This is a genomic window from Flavobacterium sp., from assembly GCF_017744675.1.
In the GTDB taxonomy this organism is placed as follows: Bacteria; Bacteroidota; Bacteroidia; order Flavobacteriales; family Flavobacteriaceae; genus Flavobacterium.
Genome location: NZ_JAGIAV010000002.1, coordinates 281,853 through 304,437 on the forward strand (window position 1 = coordinate 281,853; position 22,585 = coordinate 304,437).

General features: G+C 34.0%; 29 protein-coding genes. 25 read left to right on the forward strand and 4 right to left on the reverse strand.

Going from position 1 to position 22,585, the window contains the following annotated elements:
- The 21 genes from J7574_RS06675 (at nt 1) to J7574_RS06775 (ending at nt 14,283) form a co-directional block, all read left to right on the forward strand.
- Nucleotides 1-384, forward strand: coding sequence for a hypothetical protein (locus J7574_RS06675; RefSeq protein ID WP_290966024.1), 384 nt, complete (start codon nt 1-3; stop codon nt 382-384).
- A 209-nt stretch (nt 385-593) separates the two neighbouring features.
- The gene (locus tag J7574_RS06680; RefSeq protein WP_290966027.1) at nt 594-1,274 is read left to right on the forward strand and encodes a DUF4919 domain-containing protein; all 681 of its coding nucleotides are present in this window, start codon (nt 594-596) and stop codon (nt 1,272-1,274) included.
- 134 nt (nt 1,275-1,408) lie between these two features.
- Nucleotides 1,409-1,951, forward strand: coding sequence for a DUF2975 domain-containing protein (locus tag J7574_RS06685; protein WP_290966029.1), 543 nt, complete (start codon nt 1,409-1,411; stop codon nt 1,949-1,951).
- Nucleotides 1,952-1,961: 10 nt separating this feature from the next.
- Nucleotides 1,962-2,168 carry a helix-turn-helix transcriptional regulator gene (locus tag J7574_RS06690; RefSeq protein ID WP_057116634.1) on the forward strand — a complete coding sequence of 69 codons (207 nt, stop codon included), beginning with the start codon at nt 1,962-1,964 and terminating at the stop codon, nt 2,166-2,168.
- A 69-nt stretch (nt 2,169-2,237) separates the two neighbouring features.
- On the forward strand, nt 2,238-2,831 hold the full coding sequence (locus J7574_RS06695) for an NAD(P)H-dependent oxidoreductase (protein ID WP_290966038.1): 594 nt from the start codon (nt 2,238-2,240) through the stop codon (nt 2,829-2,831).
- A gap of 146 nt (nt 2,832-2,977) precedes the next feature.
- Nucleotides 2,978-3,463: an SRPBCC domain-containing protein gene (locus J7574_RS06700; protein WP_290966041.1), complete on the forward strand. Its 486-nt coding sequence runs from the start codon at nt 2,978-2,980 to the stop codon at nt 3,461-3,463.
- A gap of 307 nt (nt 3,464-3,770) precedes the next feature.
- Complete coding sequence (locus tag J7574_RS06705) at nt 3,771-4,667, forward strand: SDR family oxidoreductase (protein WP_290966043.1); 897 nt, start codon at nt 3,771-3,773, stop codon at nt 4,665-4,667.
- Nucleotides 4,668-4,679: 12 nt separating this feature from the next.
- Nucleotides 4,680-5,594 (forward strand): AraC family transcriptional regulator, encoded by a 915-nt coding sequence (locus J7574_RS06710; protein WP_290966048.1) that lies wholly within the window; start codon nt 4,680-4,682, stop codon nt 5,592-5,594.
- A 42-nt stretch (nt 5,595-5,636) separates the two neighbouring features.
- Complete coding sequence (locus J7574_RS06715) at nt 5,637-6,056, forward strand: hypothetical protein (protein ID WP_290966050.1); 420 nt, start codon at nt 5,637-5,639, stop codon at nt 6,054-6,056.
- Nucleotides 6,053-6,262: an ArsR family transcriptional regulator gene (locus J7574_RS06720; protein ID WP_290966053.1), complete on the forward strand. Its 210-nt coding sequence runs from the start codon at nt 6,053-6,055 to the stop codon at nt 6,260-6,262. Before J7574_RS06715 ends, J7574_RS06720 begins: the two co-directional genes overlap by 4 nt.
- Nucleotides 6,263-6,341: 79 nt before the next feature.
- Complete coding sequence (locus J7574_RS06725; RefSeq protein ID WP_290966055.1) at nt 6,342-6,710, forward strand: nuclear transport factor 2 family protein; 369 nt, start codon at nt 6,342-6,344, stop codon at nt 6,708-6,710.
- A gap of 103 nt (nt 6,711-6,813) precedes the next feature.
- Complete coding sequence (locus J7574_RS06730) at nt 6,814-7,875, forward strand: serine hydrolase (protein ID WP_290966057.1); 1,062 nt, start codon at nt 6,814-6,816, stop codon at nt 7,873-7,875.
- Nucleotides 7,862-8,284, forward strand: coding sequence for a DUF1801 domain-containing protein (locus tag J7574_RS06735; RefSeq protein ID WP_290966059.1), 423 nt, complete (start codon nt 7,862-7,864; stop codon nt 8,282-8,284). Before J7574_RS06730 ends, J7574_RS06735 begins: the two co-directional genes overlap by 14 nt.
- A 1-nt stretch (nt 8,285) precedes the next feature.
- On the forward strand, nt 8,286-9,389 hold the full coding sequence (locus tag J7574_RS06740; RefSeq protein WP_290966064.1) for an MBL fold metallo-hydrolase: 1,104 nt from the start codon (nt 8,286-8,288) through the stop codon (nt 9,387-9,389).
- 15 nt (nt 9,390-9,404) lie between these two features.
- Nucleotides 9,405-9,932 carry a GNAT family N-acetyltransferase gene (locus J7574_RS06745; RefSeq protein WP_290966072.1) on the forward strand — a complete coding sequence of 176 codons (528 nt, stop codon included), beginning with the start codon at nt 9,405-9,407 and terminating at the stop codon, nt 9,930-9,932.
- Between the two features lie 21 nt (nt 9,933-9,953).
- The gene (locus J7574_RS06750) at nt 9,954-11,078 is read left to right on the forward strand and encodes a lactonase family protein (RefSeq protein ID WP_290966075.1); all 1,125 of its coding nucleotides are present in this window, start codon (nt 9,954-9,956) and stop codon (nt 11,076-11,078) included.
- A gap of 36 nt (nt 11,079-11,114) precedes the next feature.
- Entirely contained in the window at nt 11,115-11,639 is a 525-nt protein-coding gene (locus J7574_RS06755; protein WP_290966078.1) for a GNAT family N-acetyltransferase, read from the forward strand.
- 86 nt (nt 11,640-11,725) lie between these two features.
- Nucleotides 11,726-12,307, forward strand: a complete 582-nt coding sequence (locus J7574_RS06760; protein WP_290966081.1) for a TIGR00730 family Rossman fold protein — start codon at nt 11,726-11,728, stop codon at nt 12,305-12,307.
- Between the two features lie 83 nt (nt 12,308-12,390).
- The gene (locus J7574_RS06765) at nt 12,391-12,858 is read left to right on the forward strand and encodes an SRPBCC family protein (RefSeq protein WP_290966083.1); all 468 of its coding nucleotides are present in this window, start codon (nt 12,391-12,393) and stop codon (nt 12,856-12,858) included.
- A gap of 366 nt (nt 12,859-13,224) precedes the next feature.
- The gene (locus tag J7574_RS06770) at nt 13,225-13,593 is read left to right on the forward strand and encodes a DUF1801 domain-containing protein (RefSeq protein WP_290966086.1); all 369 of its coding nucleotides are present in this window, start codon (nt 13,225-13,227) and stop codon (nt 13,591-13,593) included.
- Between the two features lie 6 nt (nt 13,594-13,599).
- A complete protein-coding gene (locus J7574_RS06775) occupies nt 13,600-14,283 on the forward strand; it encodes a 2'-5' RNA ligase family protein (RefSeq protein WP_290966088.1) in 684 nt (227 codons plus the stop codon).
- A 126-nt stretch (nt 14,284-14,409) separates the two neighbouring features.
- On the opposite strand, the gene J7574_RS06780 is transcribed toward J7574_RS06775, so the two are convergent.
- The 4 genes from J7574_RS06780 to J7574_RS06795 are packed head-to-tail and all read right to left on the reverse strand — an operon-like array spanning nt 14,410 to nt 17,826.
- Nucleotides 14,410-14,772 (reverse strand): glyoxalase, encoded by a 363-nt coding sequence (locus J7574_RS06780; protein ID WP_290966091.1) that lies wholly within the window; start codon nt 14,770-14,772, stop codon nt 14,410-14,412.
- 14 nt (nt 14,773-14,786) lie between these two features.
- Complete coding sequence (locus J7574_RS06785; RefSeq protein WP_290966092.1) at nt 14,787-15,212, reverse strand: SMI1/KNR4 family protein; 426 nt, start codon at nt 15,210-15,212, stop codon at nt 14,787-14,789.
- 3 nt (nt 15,213-15,215) lie between these two features.
- Nucleotides 15,216-15,668: a hypothetical protein gene (locus J7574_RS06790; protein WP_290966095.1), complete on the reverse strand. Its 453-nt coding sequence runs from the start codon at nt 15,666-15,668 to the stop codon at nt 15,216-15,218.
- 10 nt (nt 15,669-15,678) lie between these two features.
- Nucleotides 15,679-17,826, reverse strand: coding sequence for a cation:proton antiporter (locus tag J7574_RS06795; protein WP_290966098.1), 2,148 nt, complete (start codon nt 17,824-17,826; stop codon nt 15,679-15,681).
- Nucleotides 17,827-18,117: 291 nt separating this feature from the next.
- Between J7574_RS06795 and J7574_RS06800 the strand changes: the two genes are divergently transcribed.
- From J7574_RS06800 to J7574_RS06815, 4 genes are all read left to right on the forward strand, one after another.
- Nucleotides 18,118-19,545, forward strand: a complete 1,428-nt coding sequence (locus J7574_RS06800; RefSeq protein WP_290966100.1) for an L-serine ammonia-lyase — start codon at nt 18,118-18,120, stop codon at nt 19,543-19,545.
- 101 nt (nt 19,546-19,646) lie between these two features.
- Nucleotides 19,647-20,843 carry an SH3 domain-containing protein gene (locus J7574_RS06805; protein WP_290966103.1) on the forward strand — a complete coding sequence of 399 codons (1,197 nt, stop codon included), beginning with the start codon at nt 19,647-19,649 and terminating at the stop codon, nt 20,841-20,843.
- 51 nt (nt 20,844-20,894) lie between these two features.
- Nucleotides 20,895-21,713 carry a 3-methyl-2-oxobutanoate hydroxymethyltransferase gene (gene panB / locus J7574_RS06810; RefSeq protein WP_290966108.1) on the forward strand — a complete coding sequence of 273 codons (819 nt, stop codon included), beginning with the start codon at nt 20,895-20,897 and terminating at the stop codon, nt 21,711-21,713.
- 182 nt (nt 21,714-21,895) lie between these two features.
- On the forward strand, nt 21,896-22,585 hold the full coding sequence (locus J7574_RS06815; protein WP_290966111.1) for an RluA family pseudouridine synthase: 690 nt from the start codon (nt 21,896-21,898) through the stop codon (nt 22,583-22,585).

A 22,585-nucleotide genomic window follows, 5' to 3' on the forward strand; every position in this document is an offset into this window, starting at 1 on the left:
ATGGAAACTAAAGACGGAAAATTAGCAGTTTATGCTCCAACTAGACAAGATTGGCGCAATTGGCTCGAGACCAACAGCCAGACAGAAAAATCGGTTTGGTTAATCTTATATCACAAAAAAAGCAAAACCGAAAGCGTTAATTTGGTAGAAGCTACAGAAGAAGCGCTTTGTTTTGGATGGATTGACAGCCTCTGCAAAAAACGCGACGCCGAAAGCTATTACCTCACTTTTTCGCATCGAAACCCTAAAACCAGCAAATGGAGCAAACCCAATATTGAAAGAGCCGAACGTATGATTCAGCAAAATTTAATGACCGAATACGGCCAGAAATTAATTGATATTGCCAAAGAAAAAGGAAAATGGATTATTGATAGTCCAGAATAATACGTTTCAGTTTTATTAAGGCGTGCCCTTTCGGGTCAGGCTTTCCGCTATATTCCCGATTAACAAAAACTACGGGCTAAAATCCTTGTTTTTCTAAATCGGGAGATGCCGCTCCCATCCTTCACGCATCTGCATTTATAAGAAGATTTTGTGTTAAAATAATTTGTATTTTAGTAAGACCAGAACCTCAACCTAAAACCATATAAATCATGCAAAAACGACTAGTTCTTCTTCTTATTCTCTGTTTCGGATTCCAGCTAAATGCCCAAGAAACTGGCTTTACAACACCAGATTATAAAGCCATCGAAAAAGAAATTACCGATAAAAATTCGAAATTCTTTTATCCGAAATTAATGGAAAGACTGGTCAAAAACGATACGCTATTAACGCATGATGAATATCGCCATTTATATTTAGGTTATGTTTTCCAGCCCAAATACAATGCCTTTTGGACCTCACCAGACGACGAAAAACTTCGCTCCTATTACAACAAAGAAAATCTAGAACCTTCAGATTATGATGAGATTATCAAACTAGCCAATAATTCTTTAAGTGACTTTCCATTTGACTTGCGTCAGCTCAATTATCTAGCTTATGTTTATCATTTAAAAGGCGATGAAGCGGCAGCTAAAATTAGTGCTTTTAAATTTCATAGTATTATGAATGTTATTCTTTCTTCGGGCGACGGCAAAAAGTGCGAAACTGGTTTTCATGTCTTAATGGTAGATCATGAATATATTCTGCTCAACCTTTTTGAAATAGAATCAAAAGGACAATCTCTTGTTGATAATTGTGATTATCTCAGCTTCGAAAAAGGCGTTTATAAAGTAGACGGCATTTATTTCAATATCGAAAAAATGCTCGAAAACGAAAGAAAGGCACTCAAATAATACATTTCCAAATACAGAAAAAAGCAACTCCAGCAAATCTTATAGCTGGAGTTTTTTTTTGATAAAAAGCATTTATTTATTATTTATCAATAAATTTTTATTATTTTAGCAGCATAACTTTAATCTCAATTACAATGGAAATTAAAATTGGAACACCGCAAATCCTAAAAATTCTGAATGTTTTATCCTGGATTATTTTTATTGGCTTATGCGTAGAAGCCGGAATGTATCTTTTTAATGGGATTTATACCATGACGATAAATTCATACAATGCCCGCTTTCTTGATTTACTAGATTTGTACAATTACAGTCCTACTTATTACATTCAAGAAATATCCTTTATCAGTATTGTAGCAATATTAAAATCAATTATGTTTTACTTAATTGTAAAAATGCTGCACGAGAAAAAATTAAATATGGAACAACCTTTTACAGCCGAAATGGGACGCTTTATATCTTATCTTTCCTATCTCGCTTTCGGAATTGGGTTGTTTTCTTTCTGGGCTTTCAAATTCAATAAGTGGCTAATTGTTAATGGCGTGAAGCTTCCTTCTTTAGAATCACTTAATTTAGAAGGTCACAGCATTTGGGTTTTTATGGCAATTATCATGTTTGTTGTAGGACAGATTTTTAAAAGAGGAATCGAAATTCAATCTGAAATTGACTTAACTATTTAAACAAAAAATTATGCCCATTATAGTAAATTTAGATGTCATGATGGCAAAGAGAAAAATGTCATTAAACGAACTTTCAGAAAAAGTAGATCTAACCTTATCAAATCTTTCCATTTTAAAAACAGGTAAAGCAAAAGCAATTCGTTTCAGCACGCTCGAAGCCATCTGCAAAGTTTTAGATTGTCAGCCTGGTGACATTTTAGAATTTTCTGAAGAATAATTTTGTTTCAGTATAATTTGTAATTTCGTACAAATCAGATTGCCAATTTTAACTCTAAAAAGTCTGGAAATGAATATTCTAATCGTTTACGCTCACCCAAGCAAAAAATCGTACACTTTTCAGGTTCTAGAAAGATTAAAACTGGTCTTGAACAATGAAAACTGGAATGTAGAAATCTCCGATTTGTATGCTTCAAATTTTGTCAGCGATATGTCTGAGGAAGAATACGAGCGAGAAGGTTTTGCCAAAACGCACCTTCCTATTCGGGCAGATGTTTTGGCAGAGCAAGAAAAAATAGAAAAAGCAGACTGCATTATTTTCCTCTATCCTGTTTGGTGGAGCGATTGCCCTGCAAAACTAAAAGGCTGGTTTGACCGTGTATACTCGGTAGGATATGCCTATGGACAAAACGAAACTTCGAGAAAAATGAAAACCATTCCGTATGGCATTGTAATTTGTACAGCAGGTCATCCTAATTCTTTTTTAGATGAAATTGAAATCGCTCAAAGCATGGAAAAAATCATGCTCGAAGATCGACTTGGAAAGCGTTTTATCCACAAAGAAATGATTATTCTCGGAGGAACTTTGGAACTGGAAAATGTAATGGCAAAACACTTTGAACTCATTAATAAAATTCCAGAAAAAATTAAAACACTACTTTAACTCGAAAATTCCAAATTCCAAATTCCAAATCTAAAATCTAAAATTTCCTCATGTCCGAAACACACCTCAAAATTGTCTTTTAAACACCTTAAATAATTGTTTTTTAGATTGTAATTTTACCTTACTAATTTAAAAATCAATTCATTATGAGTGCTCAAGATTTTACCACAACTATAACTTTCGATCAATCACCAGAAGAAGTTTTTAAAGCCATACAAAATGTTCGCGGCTGGTGGTCTGAAGAAATTGAAGGAAAAACAGCCAATCAAGGTGACGAATTTAAATATCATTACGAAGAGGTTCACCGCTGTAAAATAAAACTGATTGAAGTAATTCCGAATCAGAAAATCGTTTGGCTGATCGAAGAAAATTATTTCAGCTTTACCAAAGACGATACCGAATGGACTAATACCAAAGCTGTTTTTGATATTTCGAAAGAAAACAACAAAACAAAACTCACTTTTACCCATGTTGGTTTGGTGCCAGAATACGAGTGTTTTGATGTCTGTAAAGCAGGCTGGACCAATTACATTGAAAACAGTTTAAAAAAACTAATTGAAACTGGTAAAGGACAACCAAATGCTACTGGAAAACCTCAGCTAGAAACAGAAAGAAAATTATCTGAAAGATAAAATCACATTTTCATAATACTATTACCCGTTGGGTGAAATGGAACAAAATTCAATTTAAACATATATAAACATAGCTTTTTATTGCTTCTGCTTAAGATTATAGAAAAAGTAAGCTTTAACACATAGTGATATGTGTAATATTTGAAGTGAAACGTCTTAATTAATCACTTAAAGACTATGTTTCTATGTGTTAAAAATAGTTTCACCCAACGGGTACTACTATTATTTTAGGCTACATCTATCATAGATTTGGCTAAATCTATTTCGTTAATGATGCCCAACTTTGTATCATTAAAATAATAGTATTATGAAAATTATAATTACAGGTTCTCTAGGGAACATTAGCAAACCTTTAGCAAAAGCTTTATTAAAAGAAGGACATCAAATTACTGTGATTGCAAGCAGTAGCGAAAGAAAATCTGAAATTGAAAATCTCGGAGCTGAAGCTGCAATTGGTTCTATAAATGATGTTAAATTTTTAACTGAAACATTTACAGGTGCAGATGCCGTTTACTGCATGATTCCGCGTGCAAACTATTTTGACCCGAATCTTGATTTAGACACTTTTACCCGTACAATTGGAAATAATTATGCAGAAGCTATCGAAAAATCTGGCGTAAAGCGTGTCGTTTTCCTAAGTAGTATTGGCGCACATTTAGAAGAAGGTTCTGGAATTATTCAGCGTTATAATGAAATCGAAGCCGTTTTGAATAAACTTTCAGGCGTTTCGATTACATTTATGCGTCCAACTTCTTTTTACTACAATTTACTAGCGTATATTCCGATGGTTAAAAATCAAGGTTTTATTGCTGCAAATTATGGAGCCGACCAATTGATTCCGTGGGTTTCACCAAACGATATTGCCGAAGCAATTGCAGAAGAACTCGCTACTCCGCATGAAGGAAGAAAAATACGTTATGTAGCAAGTGAAGAACTTACTGGAGAGCAAACAGCCAAAATTTTGGGAGAAGCAATCGGAAATCCAGATTTAAAATGGACATTAATTAGCGACGAGGAAACTCTAAATGGATTAATAGCTGTTGGCATGCAGCCAAAAATTGCGCACGGTTTGGTAGAAATGTACGCAGCGCTTTACAATGGTTTGCTTGCTGAAGATTACAATCAAAATCGTCCTGCGATTTTAGGAAAAACAAAACTGGCAGATTATGCAAAAGAATTTACTGCTATTTTCAATCAAAATTAAGTATCTTGTACTATGGCCAATTTACAACCTCTCCGATTTAAAACAATAAGCGAATTTCATGATTTTAGAAATTTGCCCAAACCAGAACATCCTTTGGTGAGCGTTTACAATTTTGAAAATTTGAAATATCTTAATGCCGAAGAACCCAAAAGCCTGATACTTGATTTTTATTCGATTGCTTTAAAAAGAAATGCCAATGCAAAAATGCGTTATGGCCAGCAGGTATATGATTTTAAAGAAGGGGTTTTACTTTTTCTTTCGCCAGGACAAGTTTTTTCTATTGAAGGAAATGCCGAAATGCAACATACAGGATGGTCATTATTGATCCATCCTGATTTTCTTTGGAATACACCGCTTGCGCAAAAAATCAAACAATATGATTATTTTGGCTATGCCGTAAATGAAGCGCTCCATCTTTCTGATAAAGAAGAAAATATGCTAATTGATATTATTAAAAATATTCAGCAGGAATACCAATCTAATATTGATAAATTTAGCCAAGACGTCATTATTGCCCAAATCGACTTGTTTCTCACTTATGCCGAGAGATTCTATAATAGACAATTTATTACCAGAAAAATAAGCAACCATCAGATTTTAGCACGTTTAGAAAAATTGCTTGATGATTATTTTACTAATGATTCCTTAAAAAAGAAAGGACTTCCAACAGTGCAATTTATAGCCGAAAACTTAAACGTTTCTCCCAACTATCTAAGCGCACTATTAAAATCGCATACGGGTCAAAGCACGCAACAGCACATTCACAATAAACTGATTGAAAAAGCCAAAGAAATGCTTTCGACCACTACTCTATCCATCAGCGAAATTGCATTCGAACTCGGTTTTGAGCATCAGCAATCGTTCAGTAAATTATTCAAAACCAAAACAAACACTTCACCTTTAGAATTCAGGCAATCATTTAACTAATTGCTTTATTTTTCATAAATTCGTTAGTTAAAAGCGAAAAATATGAATCCATTTTTAAGAAATACTTTGGCTGTAATTGCAGGACTTGTTATTGGCAGCATTGTCAATATGAGCATCATTTTACTAAGCAGTTCCATAATTCCCGCTCCAAATGGTGCAGATGTTACCACTACCGAGGGGTTAAAGGCAACGATGCATTTATTTGAGCCAAAGCATTTTCTTTTTCCATTTTTGGCTCACGCGTTAGGAACTTTTGCAGGAGCATTGACAACCGCTGTTGCTGCCGTTAAACACAAAACAAAACTGGCTTTTGGTATTGGCGCTTTCTTTTTATTTGGCGGCATTGTTACGATGTTTACACTGCCATCGCCAATTTGGTTTGGTTTTGTAGATTTAATTTTCGCATATATTCCTATGGCGTATTTGGCTTCTAGAATTGCGGTAAAAAAGAAAATAAAATGAGCGATACAACTATAAAACCAGCTAAAAAATGCTACGAACATATTGGTGGCAAATTGGGAGAATTGCTTCTGGAAACATTTGCCGATAAAAAATGGATTGCAAAAAACAATCCAGCCGATAAGCATTTTTATATAACCGAATTGGGCGAAAAAGAATTTACCAAACTTGGCGTAGACCTTAGCAAAATAAAATCGGAAGTCCTTTAATTTTATAAATTTACAATCCTTTTCTGCAAAATTTATCGCGCTTAATTTCATAACTTAGTTTGCTTTTAAAACAGAAATCATGACTAAGAAAGAAATCGCTAAAAACTTCTTGAAATTAGCAGCAAAAGGGCATCCTCACGAAGGTTTTCGATTGTATGTCGGAAAGAATTTCAAACACCACAACGCCTACTTCAAAGGCGATGCAGACACTTTAATGCTGGCCATGGAAGAATCTGCTAGAACCAATCCGAATAAAATTTTCAAAATCCACCATATTTTAGAAGATGATAAATTCGTTGCTGTACATTCTCATTTAAAACAAAACTCAGAAGATATTGGTTTTGCAGTAGTTCATATTTTAAAGTTTAAGGACGATAAAATCATCGAACTCTGGGATCTAGGCCAGCCCGTTCCAAAAGATTCTATTAATGAAAACGGAATGTTTTAAATTAAATTTTTGTTTCAGGTTTCAAGTTAAAAGTTACAAGTTATTCCTGAAACGTGAAACTTGAAACCTGAAACTTGAAACAAAAAAACTCACCATAACCAAAATGAACTTCATCACCAAAATTTCCTTATTACTGCTAGTAATCTTAACCAGTTGCCAATCTTCAGCACAGCAAAAAAACAATCTCAAAAAAAGTATTGATAGTATAATTCAAAATTCAAATCCTAAATTTAATGGTACGGTTTTAATTTCTCAAAACGGAAAAACACTGTATTCTAAAGCAGAAGGCTTTTCGAATTTCGAAACCAAAAAACCTTTAAAAATAGATACGCAATTTGAAATTATGTCCAACAGTAAATTAATTGCTGCCGTTTTGCTTTTATTGGAAGTAGAAAAAGGAAAAGTCGATTTGAATGCTCCAATTAAAAAATACTTGCCTGAACTTACGCAAACTTGGGCAGATTCTGTTACTGTTCATCAGCTTTTAAACCATTCGCACGGAATTGTCGATTTACAGAAACCATTGGCTTTTAAACCTGGAACACAATTTAAATATGGCAATTTAAACTTTAGTTTAATAGGTAAGATTGTTGAATTTGCCACGAAAAAAAGTTATACAGAAGTAGCTGAATCACTTTTTACAAAATTAAAAATGAATCATACTTTTTGTTATGCTAAAAATAAAACTCAAAATTTAGCTACTGGATATTACAGCAATAAAAATGTACTTACTGCAGTTGAACGAGGTTTTATAAATGATGATAATTTAGGAGCAGACGGGGTTATTTCGACCGTTTCAGATTTGGCAATTTGGAATAACAATTTGCATAAAGGTAAAATTTTAAAACCAAAATCGTATCAGTTATTAACTGCAAACACAATTTTATCACAGCACAATTTCTTTGGAAAAGAAAAACAACCTTATGGTTACGGAATTAGAATAGTTGAAGAAGAAGGTGTAAAATATCTCGGACACACGGGATTAGGCGATGGTTTTTCTTCTGTAAATTTGTATTTCCCAGAAAGCGATGTCAGTTTGATTGCAATGGAAAACCAAATGCCAGAAGAAGCCGATTTGTTTTATGCAACCGAATTTAAAATCAAAAACTATTTGCTCAAAAGCGATTTAGTAAAGAAAAATAATTCTCAAAATGGCAAAAAATAAAACCACCGAAACAGCAGAAAGCGTTATTGATTTTATTAACGCTGTAGCAGACGAAACCAAACGCAAAGATGCTTTTGAACTTATCGAAATAATGCAACAAACAACAGGTTTTGAACCCAAAATGTGGGGACCAAGCATTATTGGTTTTGGAAGTTATCATTATAAATACGACAGCGGACACGAAGGCGATGCACCTCTTTTAGGTTTTTCTCCAAGAAAAGATGCTATCTCGCTTTATCTAAGTTCTACTTTTGAAAACAAAGACGAATTAGTATCGAAATTTGGAAAACACAAAGCTGGAAAAGGCTGTATTTATGTCAAGAAGCTTTCTGATATTAATATCGACATTTTAAAACAAATGATTTCTCTTTCTGTTTCTTACTTACAAAATTTATATCCTTCAAAATAAAATGATTACATTCCTAATTCTATTATTTATACTAGTTATTGCCGTTTACTTTTTTCTACAGCATCCTAAATTTGGAAAAGCGCCGTCTGGCGAAAGATTGACTTTAATTCAGAATTCACCGCAATATAAAAACGGAAAATTCGAAAACCAGAGCTTTACGCCAGATTTAGCAGAAGGTGCGAGTTACTCTAAAGTTTTATATGATTTTTTCTTTAAAAAAGTAGAAAGAAAAACTCCAACAGATCTGATTCCTTCTGTAAAAACCAATTTGAAAGAACTCCCTTTAGATCAAGATATTTTGGTTTGGTTCGGGCATTCTTCTTATTTTATTCAGTTGGAAGGAAAACGATTTTTAATTGATCCTGTTTTTAGCGGAAACGCCTCTCCTATTCCAGGAACAACAAAATCGTTTAAAGGAACTGATATTTACACGGTCGATGATTTTCCAGAAATTGACTATTTGCTGATTACGCACGATCACTACGATCATTTGGATTATGAAACCTTTTTAAAACTAAAACCTAAAACAAAGCAGATAATTACGGCGCTTGGTGTAGGTTCGCATTTAGAATTCTGGGGATTTCCAGCAGAAAAAATTATCGAAAAAGATTGGTACTACACCATTCCATTAGATGAAAATCTAACTATTCATACCGCTCCGTCAAGGCATTTTTCGGGTAGAGGCTTTAAAAGATGTAATACGCTTTGGACTTCTTTTGTTTTAGAAAGCAGAGATTTTAAAATGTATCTGGGCGGAGATAGCGGTTACGACAAACATTATGCAGAAATTGGCGAAAAATACGGTCCGTTTGATGTTGCTTTAATCGATAATGGACAATATAATGAGAGTTGGAAATATATTCATAATTTACCAGAAGATGTCATAAAAGCTATGAAAGACTTGAAAACAAAAAGAGTATTTCCAGTGCATTCTTCTAAATTTTCATTATCGCTTCACGCTTGGGACGAGCCTTTGAAAAAAGTAACCGAATTGAATAGTTTGTCTGAGAATCCGATTCCATTAATTACACCAATGATTGGCGAAGCAGTCGAGCTGAAAAATGAAAAACAAGAATTTTCAGCATGGTGGAAAATCATAAATTAAATCTCCAATCAAAAAATGAATACTTCAGAATATATAATACGAAATGCTGATCCGTCAGAATTTGAGGAAATTGGAAAACTTTTAATTCGCGTTTATTCAGCCTTGGAAGGTTTTCCTAAAGAAGATGAACAACCTAATTATTATAAAATGCTAGCCAATATTGGCGCTTTCACCCAATATCCAGAAACAGAACTTTTAGTTGCGCTTGACAATACTAAAATAGTTGGAGCTGTAGTTTATTTTAATGATATGCAATATTATGGCTCTGGGGGAACCGCAACTCAGGAAAAAGATTCGGCCGGATTTCGTCTGCTTGGAGTTGATTCTAATGTACGAGGCAAAGGAATTGGCAGGCTTTTAACTTTGGAATGCATCAGAAAAGCAAAAGAAACTAAAAGAAAACAAATCATTATTCATTCTACCTTGGCAATGAAAACAGCTTGGCGCATGTATGAAAATATCGGATTTAAAAGAGATGAAATCTTAGACTTTATGCAAGGAGAGCTTCCTGTATTTGGTTTTAGATTCCCTCTTTACTCATAACAATATCAAAAACATAAAAAATTGAACTTAAAAACTAACCTTTTTATCGTTGTTTTTCTCGTAACATCCAACATTTTTTCTCAAAACACTTATGTCTTTTTAGGATCATACAATCGTGATAAAACAGCTGAAGCAATTCAGGTTTATCAATTGGATACCATAAGCGGAAAACTGACCAAATTTACTTCGGCTAAAAACATTGTGAATCCGTCGTATTTGACCGTTTCTCCAAACGGAAAATATGTTTATGCCTGTACCGATACCAAAACGCCAAATGCAGGAAGCGTGAGCAGTTTTGAATTTAATCCGTCAGCCAAAACATTGACTTTTTTAAATAGTCAGCGAAGCGGTGGCGAAAACCCTGTTTATGTGAGCGTGCATAAAAACGGAAAATGGCTGGCCAATGCCAATTATACAGAAGGAAGCGTCTCGGTTTATCCGCTTTTAGAAAACGGTAAAATCGATTCGATTGCGCAGAATTTTCAATATTCAGATGGCAGCGTAAACAAAGAAAGGCAAACTAAATCTCATGTGCATTCTGCTGTATTTTCTCCGCAATGCGATTATTTGTTCTTACCCGATTTAGGAGCAGATAAAATACGCTGTTATGCTTTTAATGAAAATCTGAAAAAACCATTGGAAGCAACTCAAAATCCGTTTACCAAAACTGATTTAGAAGCTGGCCCAAGACATTTTACTTTTCATCCCAATCAAAAATGGGGATATTGTATTGAAGAAATGGCGGGACAAATAAGCGTTTACCATTATGAAAATGGTGTTTTGAATAAAATGCAGCGCATTGCCACACACCCAGATAAAATAAAAGAAGGTTTTGAAAGCTCTGACATCCATATTTCTCCAGATGGAAAATTTATGTATGCCACAAACCGAGGAAAAGAAAATAATATTGCCATTTTCGCTATCGATGAAAACGGATTATTGAAAAACATTGGCTACCAATCTACTTTAGGAAAACATCCGAGGATTTTTGCTATTGATGAAAGCGGGAAATTTTTAGTAGCTTCAAATGTAGAAACGGGAAATGTTGTCGTTTTTAAAAGAGATTCCAAAACAGGATTATTGAAAAAAACAGGAAAAGAAATTAAGATGGAACATGTTTCTTGCGTGCAGATTAAACGAATTTAAGATTACTATCAAACAAAACTATAAAACCACAAAAAAATGCAAATATCAAACTTCAATTTACAGCCGGATTTCTTAGAAAACGAAATCTCAAGGTTAATTCCATTAGAAGAAAAACATTTTGAAGCCTTATTTGAAGCCGCTTCAGATCCTTTAATTTGGGAACAAAATCCAGTTAAGGATCGACATGAAAGAGAAGCCTTTAAAACTTATTTTGATTTGATACTTACTAAAAATCCGTTCTTAATTCTCGATAAGCAAACAGGTGAAGTAATGGGTACAACGAGTTTTTACGACTACAATCCAGAAAAATCGAACGTTGGAATTGGCTATACTTTTATTACACGAAAATATTGGGGCGGTCCGTACAATAAAGCAAACAAAAAGTTAATGATTGATTATGCATTTCAGCACGTTGACTCGGTGCTTTTTCATGTCGGATCAGAAAATTTCCGTTCGCAAAAAGCCGTTTTAAAACTCGGAGCAGAAAAGGTCAATGAGCTTATGTTTAACATCAATGGTCTTGAAGTGCCTTATTTTGAATATGAATTGAAAAAGAAGTAAGATGTAAAATGTAAAAATGTAAAAAGTAACACAAGAATCACATTTTACATTTTACATCTTACATTTCACTAAAAACAAAAAAAGTAATGAAAAGAATAACCGTTTTCTGTGCATCAAGTTATGGCACCGAAAAAATTTACGAAGAACAAGCCATTACTTTGGGCAAAACCCTTGCTGAGCAAAATATAGAATTAGTTTATGGCGGTGCAAATGTGGGGTTAATGGGTGCTGTTGCTGACGGAGCTTTAAATGCTGGCGGTAAAGTAATTGGTGTACTTCCTAATTTTTTAAGATCGAAAGAAATTGCGCATTTAGGCTTAACCGAATTGATTTTGGTCAAAAGCATGCATGAAAGAAAAACTAAAATGAACGATTTATGCGATGGCGTGATCGCGCTTCCAGGAGGTTTTGGAACTCTTGAAGAGCTTTTCGAAATGCTCACATGGGCGCAATTAGGATTGCATAAAAAACCAATTGCTATTCTAAACGTAAATGGCTATTATGACGCACTGATAGAATTACTGCAAACCATGACAGAAAAGGGTTTGCTGAAAGAAGTCAATCAAAAAATGCTTTTGGTTAGCGATTCTATTGATGATTTATTAAATCAAATGCGAAATTACACAGCGCCGACTGTCGGAAAATGGATTGATAAAAAAAAGTTATAACTCAGAACTTAAAAGCTCAATACAAAATTTAGAGTTATATTTACATTTACTCTCTTACCTCTAACTTATTAACTTCAAACAAAATGAAAACAGAAAACAATAAATATGCAAAGGCCGAAATGCTGATTCGAAAACCTGTTTCTGAAGTTTTTCAAGCTTTTATTGACCCTCAGATTACAAGTAAATTTTGGTTTACAAAAGGTTCGGGGAAATTAGAAGAAGATCAAAAAACCGAGTGGACTTGGGAAATGTATGGCTTCTCACTTTCGGTTAAGACACTTGTCATTCAAGAAAATAAAAAAATTGTTATTGAATGGGGAAATCCGGACGAAATTACATTGGTAGAATGGGTTTTTAGTCCGTTGAACGAAAACGAAACTTTTGTAAGCATCACCAATTCTGGCTTTCATGGCGACACCGATAAAATTATAGATCAGGTTCGCAATTCGACTGAAGGCTTTACTTTGGTTTTGGCTGGAGCAAAAGCGTATTTAGAGCATAATTTAAGATTGAATTTGGTTTTGGATCGTTTTCCGAAGGGACTTGCGTGATGAAAATTTAACTGCGTTGAATATTTTTTTAACCGCAAAGCACGCAAAGGTTTTACGCAAAGAGCGCGAAGTTTTTTTTGAGAATCATTAAAATGAAAAATTCGCTAAGCTTTGTCTACAAAGTTTATCCGGACACAACTTTGCGAACTCTGCGATAAAAATTTTAAACGCAAAGAACGCAAAGGTTTTACGCAAAGTACGTTAAGTTTTTTTCACAAAGCTTTGTATAGATAAAGCTTTGCGTACTTAAAATGTAGATTTTGCTTAGGCTCTTAATAAAAATACCTTTGCGAACTTTGCGGTAAAAAAAATTAACACAAAGAAGAGCAAACTTGAAACCTGAAACTTGAAACAAAAAAAAACATCATGGAAGTAAAAAAACCAGAAAACATAGACGAATATATTGGCGGATTTCCTGCCGATGTTCAGGAAATTTTGGAGAAAGTTAGAATGACGATTCAGAAGGCGGCTCCTGATGCTAAAGAAAAAATCAGCTATTCGATGCCAGCTTTTGAACAAAACGGAATTGTAGTTTATTTTGCGGCTTTTAAAAACCATATCGGACTTTATGCCTTACCAAGCGGACACAAAGCTTTTGCATCAGAACTTTCCAAATATAAATCAGGAAAAGGCTCTGTGCAATTTCCTTTCAAAGATCCAATACCGTATGATTTGATTGCTGAAATTGTCAAATTTAGAGTCAAAGAAAACTTGGAAAAAGCCAAAAAGAAATAAACCGCAATGAATTTAACCGAACATTACGATCAGCTTTATAAAACATCTTCTGAAATTATTTCGGCGGGAAAATACTCGATCGATTCTGAACTTAAAAATGACTCCGATTCCCGTTTTGGAATTACGTTGCTTATTCGTCCAAATGATGAGATTAAAGCTAATATTGAGACTTTTATTAAGGAATTGAAAAAAGCCGAACCTGAACTATATTATTATCCAGATTCGGATATTCATATTACAGTCATGTCGATTATTTCTTGTTCTTCAGATTTTACTTTGAATCAGATTTCGCCAAACGAATATATTGAAGTGATTTGCAGAAGTTTGGTCGATGTTGAGAAAATTCAAATTCAGTTTAAAGGTATAACCGCTTCTCCATCTGCTCTTATGATTCAAGGATTTCCAAGTGATGAAACCTTAAATAATTTAAGAAACAGACTTCGCGAAAATTTCAAAAATTCAGGATTAAAGCAAAGCATCGACAGCCGTTATTCTATATCAACAGCGCATTCTACAATAATGCGTTTTCAGGAAAAACTTCATGATCCGAAAAAATTAATTGAAATTGCTGAGAAATTCCGTGATTTTGACTTCGGAACATTTGATGTTAAAAATCTAGAATTGGTTTACAATGACTGGTATCAGCGAAAAAGTACAACTAGAGTTTTGGGGGATTTTGGGCTGAGATGATTTTTGTTTGCCACGACTCGAGCGATAGCGAACAGGTGAAGCAATTCAATAATTTCCACTAATTATTACTGAATTACAAAGTGAAATAAATTCGCGTAAATTAGTGAAATTCGTGGCAAATAAAGTTTATTTAAACTTTCCAAAATGCCATAAAACTCCCGAAGGATCATGCAAAAAACATTCGCTTCCCCAATCTAGATATTTTATTGGCGTTAGTTTTACCCCTTCGTACTTTTCAGGAAGATTTAAAGCTAGGAGTTCGCTGTAATAGCGCTCCACATTATCGACTTCAAGAAAAATCATGGTGTTTTCAATCCAACTTTTATCGTAGTAATCTTGAAGATAGAAAGCGATCTCCCCTGTTTTAAAAACGGAGAAATTAGATTCTAAAACAAACTCTTCAAATCCTAAATCGCGATAAAAACTTCTTGAGATTTCAAAATTTTTAGCGCCTATAAACGGTCTGATAGATTTAGCATTGTGATTCATAGCATTACTTTAGTTTACGAAAACCATTCAACTCCTTTATCAAGTCGATCGAGAAAATCGGTAAATGAATCTCCTATTACGACATGATATTTTGCATCCAAACCAACAACAGGAGAAAGAACAATTTTTGTAGAATCGTCATCTTCAAATTCAATTCCGATAAATTCTCCACTTCCATTTGTACCTATAGCCAATGTTTGCGGTAGTTTTTCAAAAATATGATACTCCAAATTAGCATCAATAATTTCTTCCAGACTCCAAAGTTTTATAAACTCAGCTCCAATAAATTGATCTATTCCATGATAATTTTCGAGATAAAAAACATAATCTTCAGGAAGATCATATTTTAAATGTTCCTGAATATCTCCAATTCGGATTGACGGTGCCATTTCTCTTTTAGGAAAATCGTACTTCTTTAAAATCTCAAATAAAATCTCCATCTACTATAAATTTATGTCGTTATAATAAATTAAAAACCACTTATTATGAATGAGTTTAAATTGCCTTTCTACTTCAAAACCACTATTTGGAATCCAAAATCTTTCGGTTATTAAAGTATCTGTTTTTACCAATGAATGCTGATATTCTTCAATTTCAGATTTTTCGGCAACAGGAACGGCTTGAAATTGCCAGTTCTTTCGCGTCCAATTATATTGCTCAAAACCTGCAATATGTTTTCCTTCAATCGGAAAATCAACTCTTGAAACTTGAAAAAGAGAATCAGAATGGAATTTTATATTGAATTCATCAAAATTCTCGGGCAATTCTTTTTTTATAGGTTTTGCAATACTATCATTGCGAACAGCATTTAAATTTTGACTTTCTACTTTAACTTTATTACAGCTCGTAAAAATAAACGCGACAGCAAAAACAGTCAAAATATTTGAAATTTTCATGAAACGAGATTTAGCTTTTCTTCAAAATACTTCCCAAACCACGTCCGATTTGTTCTATAGCCTCTATACCTTTTGCTAAAGGCGATGCGGTAAAATCTTCGTAAGCATCCATTGCGCTTTCTTTTCTATCATCTTGCGGATAAACAAGCATCACATTATTGCTGCCGAAGTTTTTTTCAAATTTCGTTGGCAATTTATCAAAGATCGATTGGTACGAAACAGAACCTTTTCGAGACAAATTAACCACTATCAGATCAGTAGGTTTTATCTCGTCTGAAATCGTTTCAAAATCTTCCCAATCTGAAACATTTTTGAATCCGAATTTACTGTTCAATTTTAGATTTCCTGCAATCTGCTGAATAGCTTGATGCGTTTTTTCTTCGCCATAAATCACAATCGGAATACTTAATTCTTGTGCTAAACGGCTAACTTTCTGCATCAATAAATGAAATCCAATCCCTCTTTCTGAAAAAGGCGGGCAAATAAAAACTAGTCTTTTTTCTTCAATAAAATTCTTTTGAAACCTGCAGATAAACAAAGTTTTATCTACATTGTTGATGATCGAATCTACATTTTCTCCAAAGATTTTATCTAAAAATCCTGTTTTTCTAGGCCATCCAACAATCACGATATCAGACATGATTTCTTTTGATGTTCTGGCAATTCCGCTTGCTGGATTATGGTCGATTCTGGCAATGGTATTAATCTTTACTTCTGAAGCCGATCCTTGAATTACAAATTTATCGACTGCTTTTCTGTATTTTAAAATATTCTTTTCTGCCTGATTATTGTTCGGAACAATCGTTAATAAAGTTACAGGATTAGATGATTTTTTATCCTTTATTAAAAGTGCAAAATCCAACAAACTCACTGCAGCAGACGATTTTGCCAACGGAATTAAAATATGCTCGTCTAAAATCTGATCTCTTTCAGTATCTTCATGCGAGATTTCTTCTTCGCAAATAGCAATTTTCTTTGCCGCTTTTTCTGTTGCAAAAGAAGCTACGATACACGTAATTAATATTAAGATAATGGTTCCGTTTAAGATATTTTCATCTAAGATTTTAGCTTTAAAACCAACCAAAATTACGGCTAGAGTTGCAGCGGCATGCGCACTGCTCAACCCAAAAATAAGCTGTCTTTCGGTTCTGGTATATTTAAAAACAATTTGAGTAAAAAATGCCGCAATCCATTTTCCGAATATTGCCACAACACTCAAAGTTCCTGCAACAATCAAAGCCGTTGGTCCGCTTAAAATAACGCTAACATCAACGAGCATTCCCACAGAAATTAAGAAAAACGGAATAAATAAGGCGTTTCCAATAAACTCAATTCTATTCATCAAAGCAGAAGAATGCGGAATTAGCGGATTTAATGCCAAACCTGCAACGAATGCCCCAATAATAGGCTCTACTCCTGCTACTTCGGCCAAAAAGGCGGCGAAGAAAACCACAGAAAGCACAAAGATATAATGAGCGTGTTTCTCGCTTTCCAGTTTCTTAAAAAACCATTTGGCAACACGCGGAATAATCATAAACATGATCGCAGAAAAAATCGCTAATGAAACAATCAGTTTAACCCAAAATGCTTGATTTAGATTTCCTTGACTGCTTCCCATAATTACCGCCAGAATAATCAAAACCGCAGTATCGGTCAAAATAGTTCCACCAACGGTAATGGCAACCGCTTGGTTTTTGGCAATTCCTAATTTACTAACGATCGGGTAAGCCACCAATGTATGCGTTGCAAACATACTAGCTGTTAAAAAGCTAGCATTAAAATCGTATTTGAGCAAGTAAAAACAAACTGGAAATCCTATTGAAAGCGGCAGAATAAAGGTAAAAAAACCAAAGAGCAAACTCTTATTTCGATTGGCTTTAAACTCATTCATATCCAATTCTAGTCCTGCAATAAACATGATATACAACAGTCCGATTGTCGAAAACAAATCGACTGCGGAGTTTTTTGCCAGAATATTTAATCCGTGAGGCCCAATAATAACACCCGAAATAATAAGTCCGATAATGCCTGGAATATTAATTTTTTTAAGTAAAATCGGCGAAAGCAGAATTATGAAAAGTATTAATGAAAAAATTAATACAGGATTGCTTAAAGGTAATTCGAATTCTTGTAATAGATGTCTGAAAAATTCTATCATATGGTAACTTATCTTATTGTGGCATTAATATTTGTAAAAAGACGTTTTCAGAATTAAAACAAAATCCAATGAAGTATTAATATTAAAGAATCAAGCAGTAAACTCGTTCTTCTACAAAAATACCGAAAAAACGCTAACTTTTTACGGAAACTGCATATTAAGGTTTTAAATTTATTTCGTTGCCGAATTATTAAATTTTAATATTTTTTTTAACAAATACGCAAGATTAACAGTAAAAAAGAAATCATCATTGCATTATTCGATTATCTTTGTCTTAACAAAAATTGAACAATGGAAGAATGTATCTCTGTTTTTGATATGCTTAAAATTGGCGTTGGCCCTTCAAGCTCACATACTTTAGGTCCGTGGCGAGCGGCAGAACGCTTTCTGGAAGAGTTGAAAGACGAAGCGATTTTAGACGATATCACAAGGGTAAAAGTCGATTTGTATGGCTCACTTTCTTTAACTGGAAAAGGCCACGCAACAGATCTTGCTGTAATGCTTGGATTGAGCGGACAAGATCCTGAATATATTCCTGTAGAAGATATAGCAGGAATTATTAAAAAAATCGAAACTACAAACGAAATCAATTTGGGCAACCAAAAAGTGATTCCGTTCTTTTTTCTTCAAGACATTGTTTTCAATAAAGACTTTCTACCGTTTCATGCAAATGGATTGAAATTTACGGCTTACAAATCTGACGATTCAGAATATGAATCTACTTTTTATTCTATCGGAGGAGGATTTGTAGTTAAAGAAGAACGCACCAATGCCAAATTGAAGGAAGTTATAAAATGTGCCTTTCCTTACCCGATTCAAAACGCTGCTGAATTGCTGAATTATACGATTACCGAAAACAAATCGATTTCTGAAATTGTATACGAAAATGAAATTTCGATGCGTCCAGAAGCCGAAGTGCATTCTGAACTCATGCGTATTTGGAATACAATGCTCGAATGCATGTACATTGGCTGTCATTCTGAAGGAATTCTTCCTGGCGGACTTCATGTACGCAGAAGAGCTTTTGATATGCACCAAAACTTAATTGGATTATCTAATTATACCGATCCGCAAAGCTGGTTGGAAGAAATTAGAAAAACAGAAGTTAAATTCCGCCAAATCTTAAAATGGGTAAGCTGTTTTGCACTTGCCGTGAATGAAGTAAATGCTTCTCTAGGCCGCGTAGTTACTGCTCCAACAAACGGAAGTTCGGGTGTAATTCCTGCTGTTTTAATGTATTATATGGTAATTGAAAACCACAATGCAGGCGAAAAAGAAATCAAACAGTTTTTGATGGTGGCAGGCGAAATTGGAAGTATCTTCAAAAAAGGTTCTACCATTTCTGCAGCAATGGGCGGATGTCAAGCCGAAATTGGCGTTTCTTCTGCGATGGCAGCCGGAGCTTTATGCGAATTAATGGGCGGAACTCCTGCTCAAGTTCTTATGGCGGCTGAAATTGCGATGGAACATCATTTAGGTTTAACCTGCGATCCTATTGGCGGTTTGGTTCAGATTCCGTGTATCGAAAGAAATACAATGGGCGCCATCAAAGCAATAAATGCTGCTGAGCTGGCTTTAGAAACCGATTCTAAAAATGCTAAAGTTCCTTTAGACAAAGTGATTAACACGATGTGGGAAACAGCAAAAGATATGAACTCAAAATACAAAGAAACTTCTGAAGGAGGTCTTGCAGTTGCCGTAAATATGGCGGATTGCTAAAATTTAAGTCTGCCACGAATTCCACAAATTGTCACGAATTATTTTTATATAAATGAGTACTAATTTGCGGAATTTGTGGCTAAAAAATTTAAAAGATATTCATGAAAAAACTTTACTTTTTGTTAGCTTTTTACTCTTCTTTTTTACTACACTCTCAAGAAATATACTATATAAAATCGGACACAAGGTTATTTACTTCTAAGAGTAAATCATCTGATTTTCTGGGCTATTTTAAATATGGAGCATCTGTAAAATTACTATCCAAAAATGAAAACGGATGGTATAAAATACAATCTGATAATTTTTCTGAAGGTTATGTCGAGACAAAATATATTGCAGAAACGCTCAATTCATCTGATATAAAAACAAAAGATAAAGAAAACCCAATCATTGAAAGTGGTGACAGTTATTATGGTAGCCCGCATTTATTTGTTTTAGTTGCAGGTTTAAAAGCACGTGCAATGCCTGATAAAACTTCAAAAATCAGAGAAATTTTATTTACCGGAGATCCTATTCCTGTCAATTATTACCCTAAAAACCAAGATGAATGGGTTAATATCAGCGGTACATTTGGAGATGATTATAACAAATTTGTACAAAGAAAATATATTGGGCAACGACCTGATTTTGATAAATTAATCAGTGAATTTGACAAACTGGATATTTCAAAAATAAATGAAAGAAAAACACTAAGCGAACGAATTGTAGAACTTGCTTGGAATAGTGGTTACAAAAAATTAATACCAGCTTACGAGCGTTATTCTGATGTTGCGAGACAGATTAATGATGAAAAATTAATTTCTGAAACAGAATTAAATCAACTTTTAGCTAAGAAACTAGGACAACAAAAAACTTTTGATGAAATTACAGCCATTTCTAAAAAAGCAGAATTTTTATTGAAAGGAGTCAAAACCAAAACATTCAATCTTCCACTAAGTGAGCTTTTAAAACTGTATAGTCAGCCTTTAAAAAAGAAAACTATGGAAGACGATTGTGGCATTTATTTAAGTGATAATTTTTATTATTATTCCGATCTAGAAGTCTCTGTAGACGAAAACAAAAATCTGGTTGAAATTGTAAAAATCTTTTTAAACGAAAACAACAAATTTATCCTCAATTCAAAAGCCGTTTTTGATCATAAACTAACTGAAAAAGACTTTATTGAAAAATATGGAACTTATATTGAGGCTTCTCTAAAAGCTCCACATCATTACTCACTAAACTTAGAAGACGGACAATTCCGATTAGAATTTAAAGACGGAAAACTATATTCTGTCGAAATATTCTATTATTGCTGATCCCCATTCTACAATTATTCAATACTTTTACAATATCAAAAAAACAAGAAAATGTCAGTAGCAAAAAAAGATTATAAAAGAATCACAACAAAGTCATTAATTGAAATGAAAAGCAATGGAGAAAAAATCTCTATGCTGACTGCGTATGATTATACAATGGCGAAAATTGTTGACACTGCAGGTGTTGATGTAATTTTGGTTGGTGATTCGGCATCAAACGTAATGGCAGGTCACGAAACGACTCTTCCTATTACTTTAGATCAGATGATTTACCATGCTTCTTCTGTAGTTCGCGCTGTAGAAAGAGGTTTGGTTGTAGTTGACTTGCCTTTTGGAAGTTACCAATCTGATCCAAAAGAAGCTTTACGCTCTTCTATCAGAATCATGAAAGAAAGCGGCGGACATGCAGTAAAATTAGAAGGTGGAAAAGAAATTAAGGAATCAATCAAAAAAATATTAAATGCTGGAATTCCTGTAATGGGACATTTAGGTTTAACTCCTCAATCTATCTACAAATTCGGAACCTACAGTGTTCGTGCAAAAGAAGAAGAAGAGGCAGAAAAATTAATTGAAGATGCTCAAATGCTTGAAAAAGTAGGCTGTTTTGCAGTTGTTTTGGAAAAAATTCCAGCGGCATTGGCTAAAAAAGTAGCAGACAGCATTTCTATTCCTGTAATCGGAATTGGAGCTGGAGGCGGTGTTGACGGTCAAGTTTTAGTAATTCATGACATGCTAGGAATGAATAATGAATTTAGTCCGCGTTTCTTACGCCGCTACTTAAATCTTTATGAAGAAATGACTAAAGCAATTGGTCAATATGCAGCAGATGTTAAGTCAAGTGACTTTCCTAATGCTAATGAACAATATTAATTTTTTTAAGATACTAAGTTGCTAAGGTTCTGAGATGCTAAGTTTTTATTCTTAGGTTCAAAGTAACAAAGTGACAAAGATTTAAAATATGAATTGCCTCCAGCTTTAGCTGGAGGTATCTTTTTTTTAAATATCTTAAAGGCTTTAGCCAAACTTCCCTTTCTAAATATAAATTCCATTCTATGAAAATTCTTTCAGACAAAAATAATCTCCAAATTCTTCACGAAGACAATCACATTATTGTGGTCAACAAACGTGTGGGCGATATTGTGCAGGGAGATAAAACGGGCGACAAGCCTTTGTCTGATGTGGTGAAAGAATATATTAAAGCCAAATACAACAAACCTGGTGATGTTTTCTTAGGCGTTATTCACCGTTTGGATCGACCTACAACAGGAATTGTCGTTTTTGCTAGAACTAGCAAGGCTTTATCTCGAATGAACGAATTGTTCAGCAATCGTGAAACAAAAAAAACATATTGGGCTGTTGTTAAAAACAAACCGAAAGAAGCAAAAGCAAAATTGGTTCATTATTTAAAAAGAAACGAAAAAAATAATACTTCAAAAGCACATCTAAAAGAAGTTCCAGACAGTAAATTGGCTAGTTTAGACTACGTGATTATCAAAGAGCTTCAAAATTATACGGCTTTGGAAATTAATCTGCATACTGGACGTCATCACCAAATACGTGCGCAGTTAAGTGCAATTGGGTCCCCAATTAAAGGAGATTTAAAATATGGCGCAGACCGAAGCAATCCCGATGGCGGAATTCATCTTCACGCCCGAAAACTAACTTTTCTTCATCCGGTTTCAAAAGAAAATATCACCATTATTGCCCCTACTCCAGACGATCCTATTTGGAATGCTGTCTGA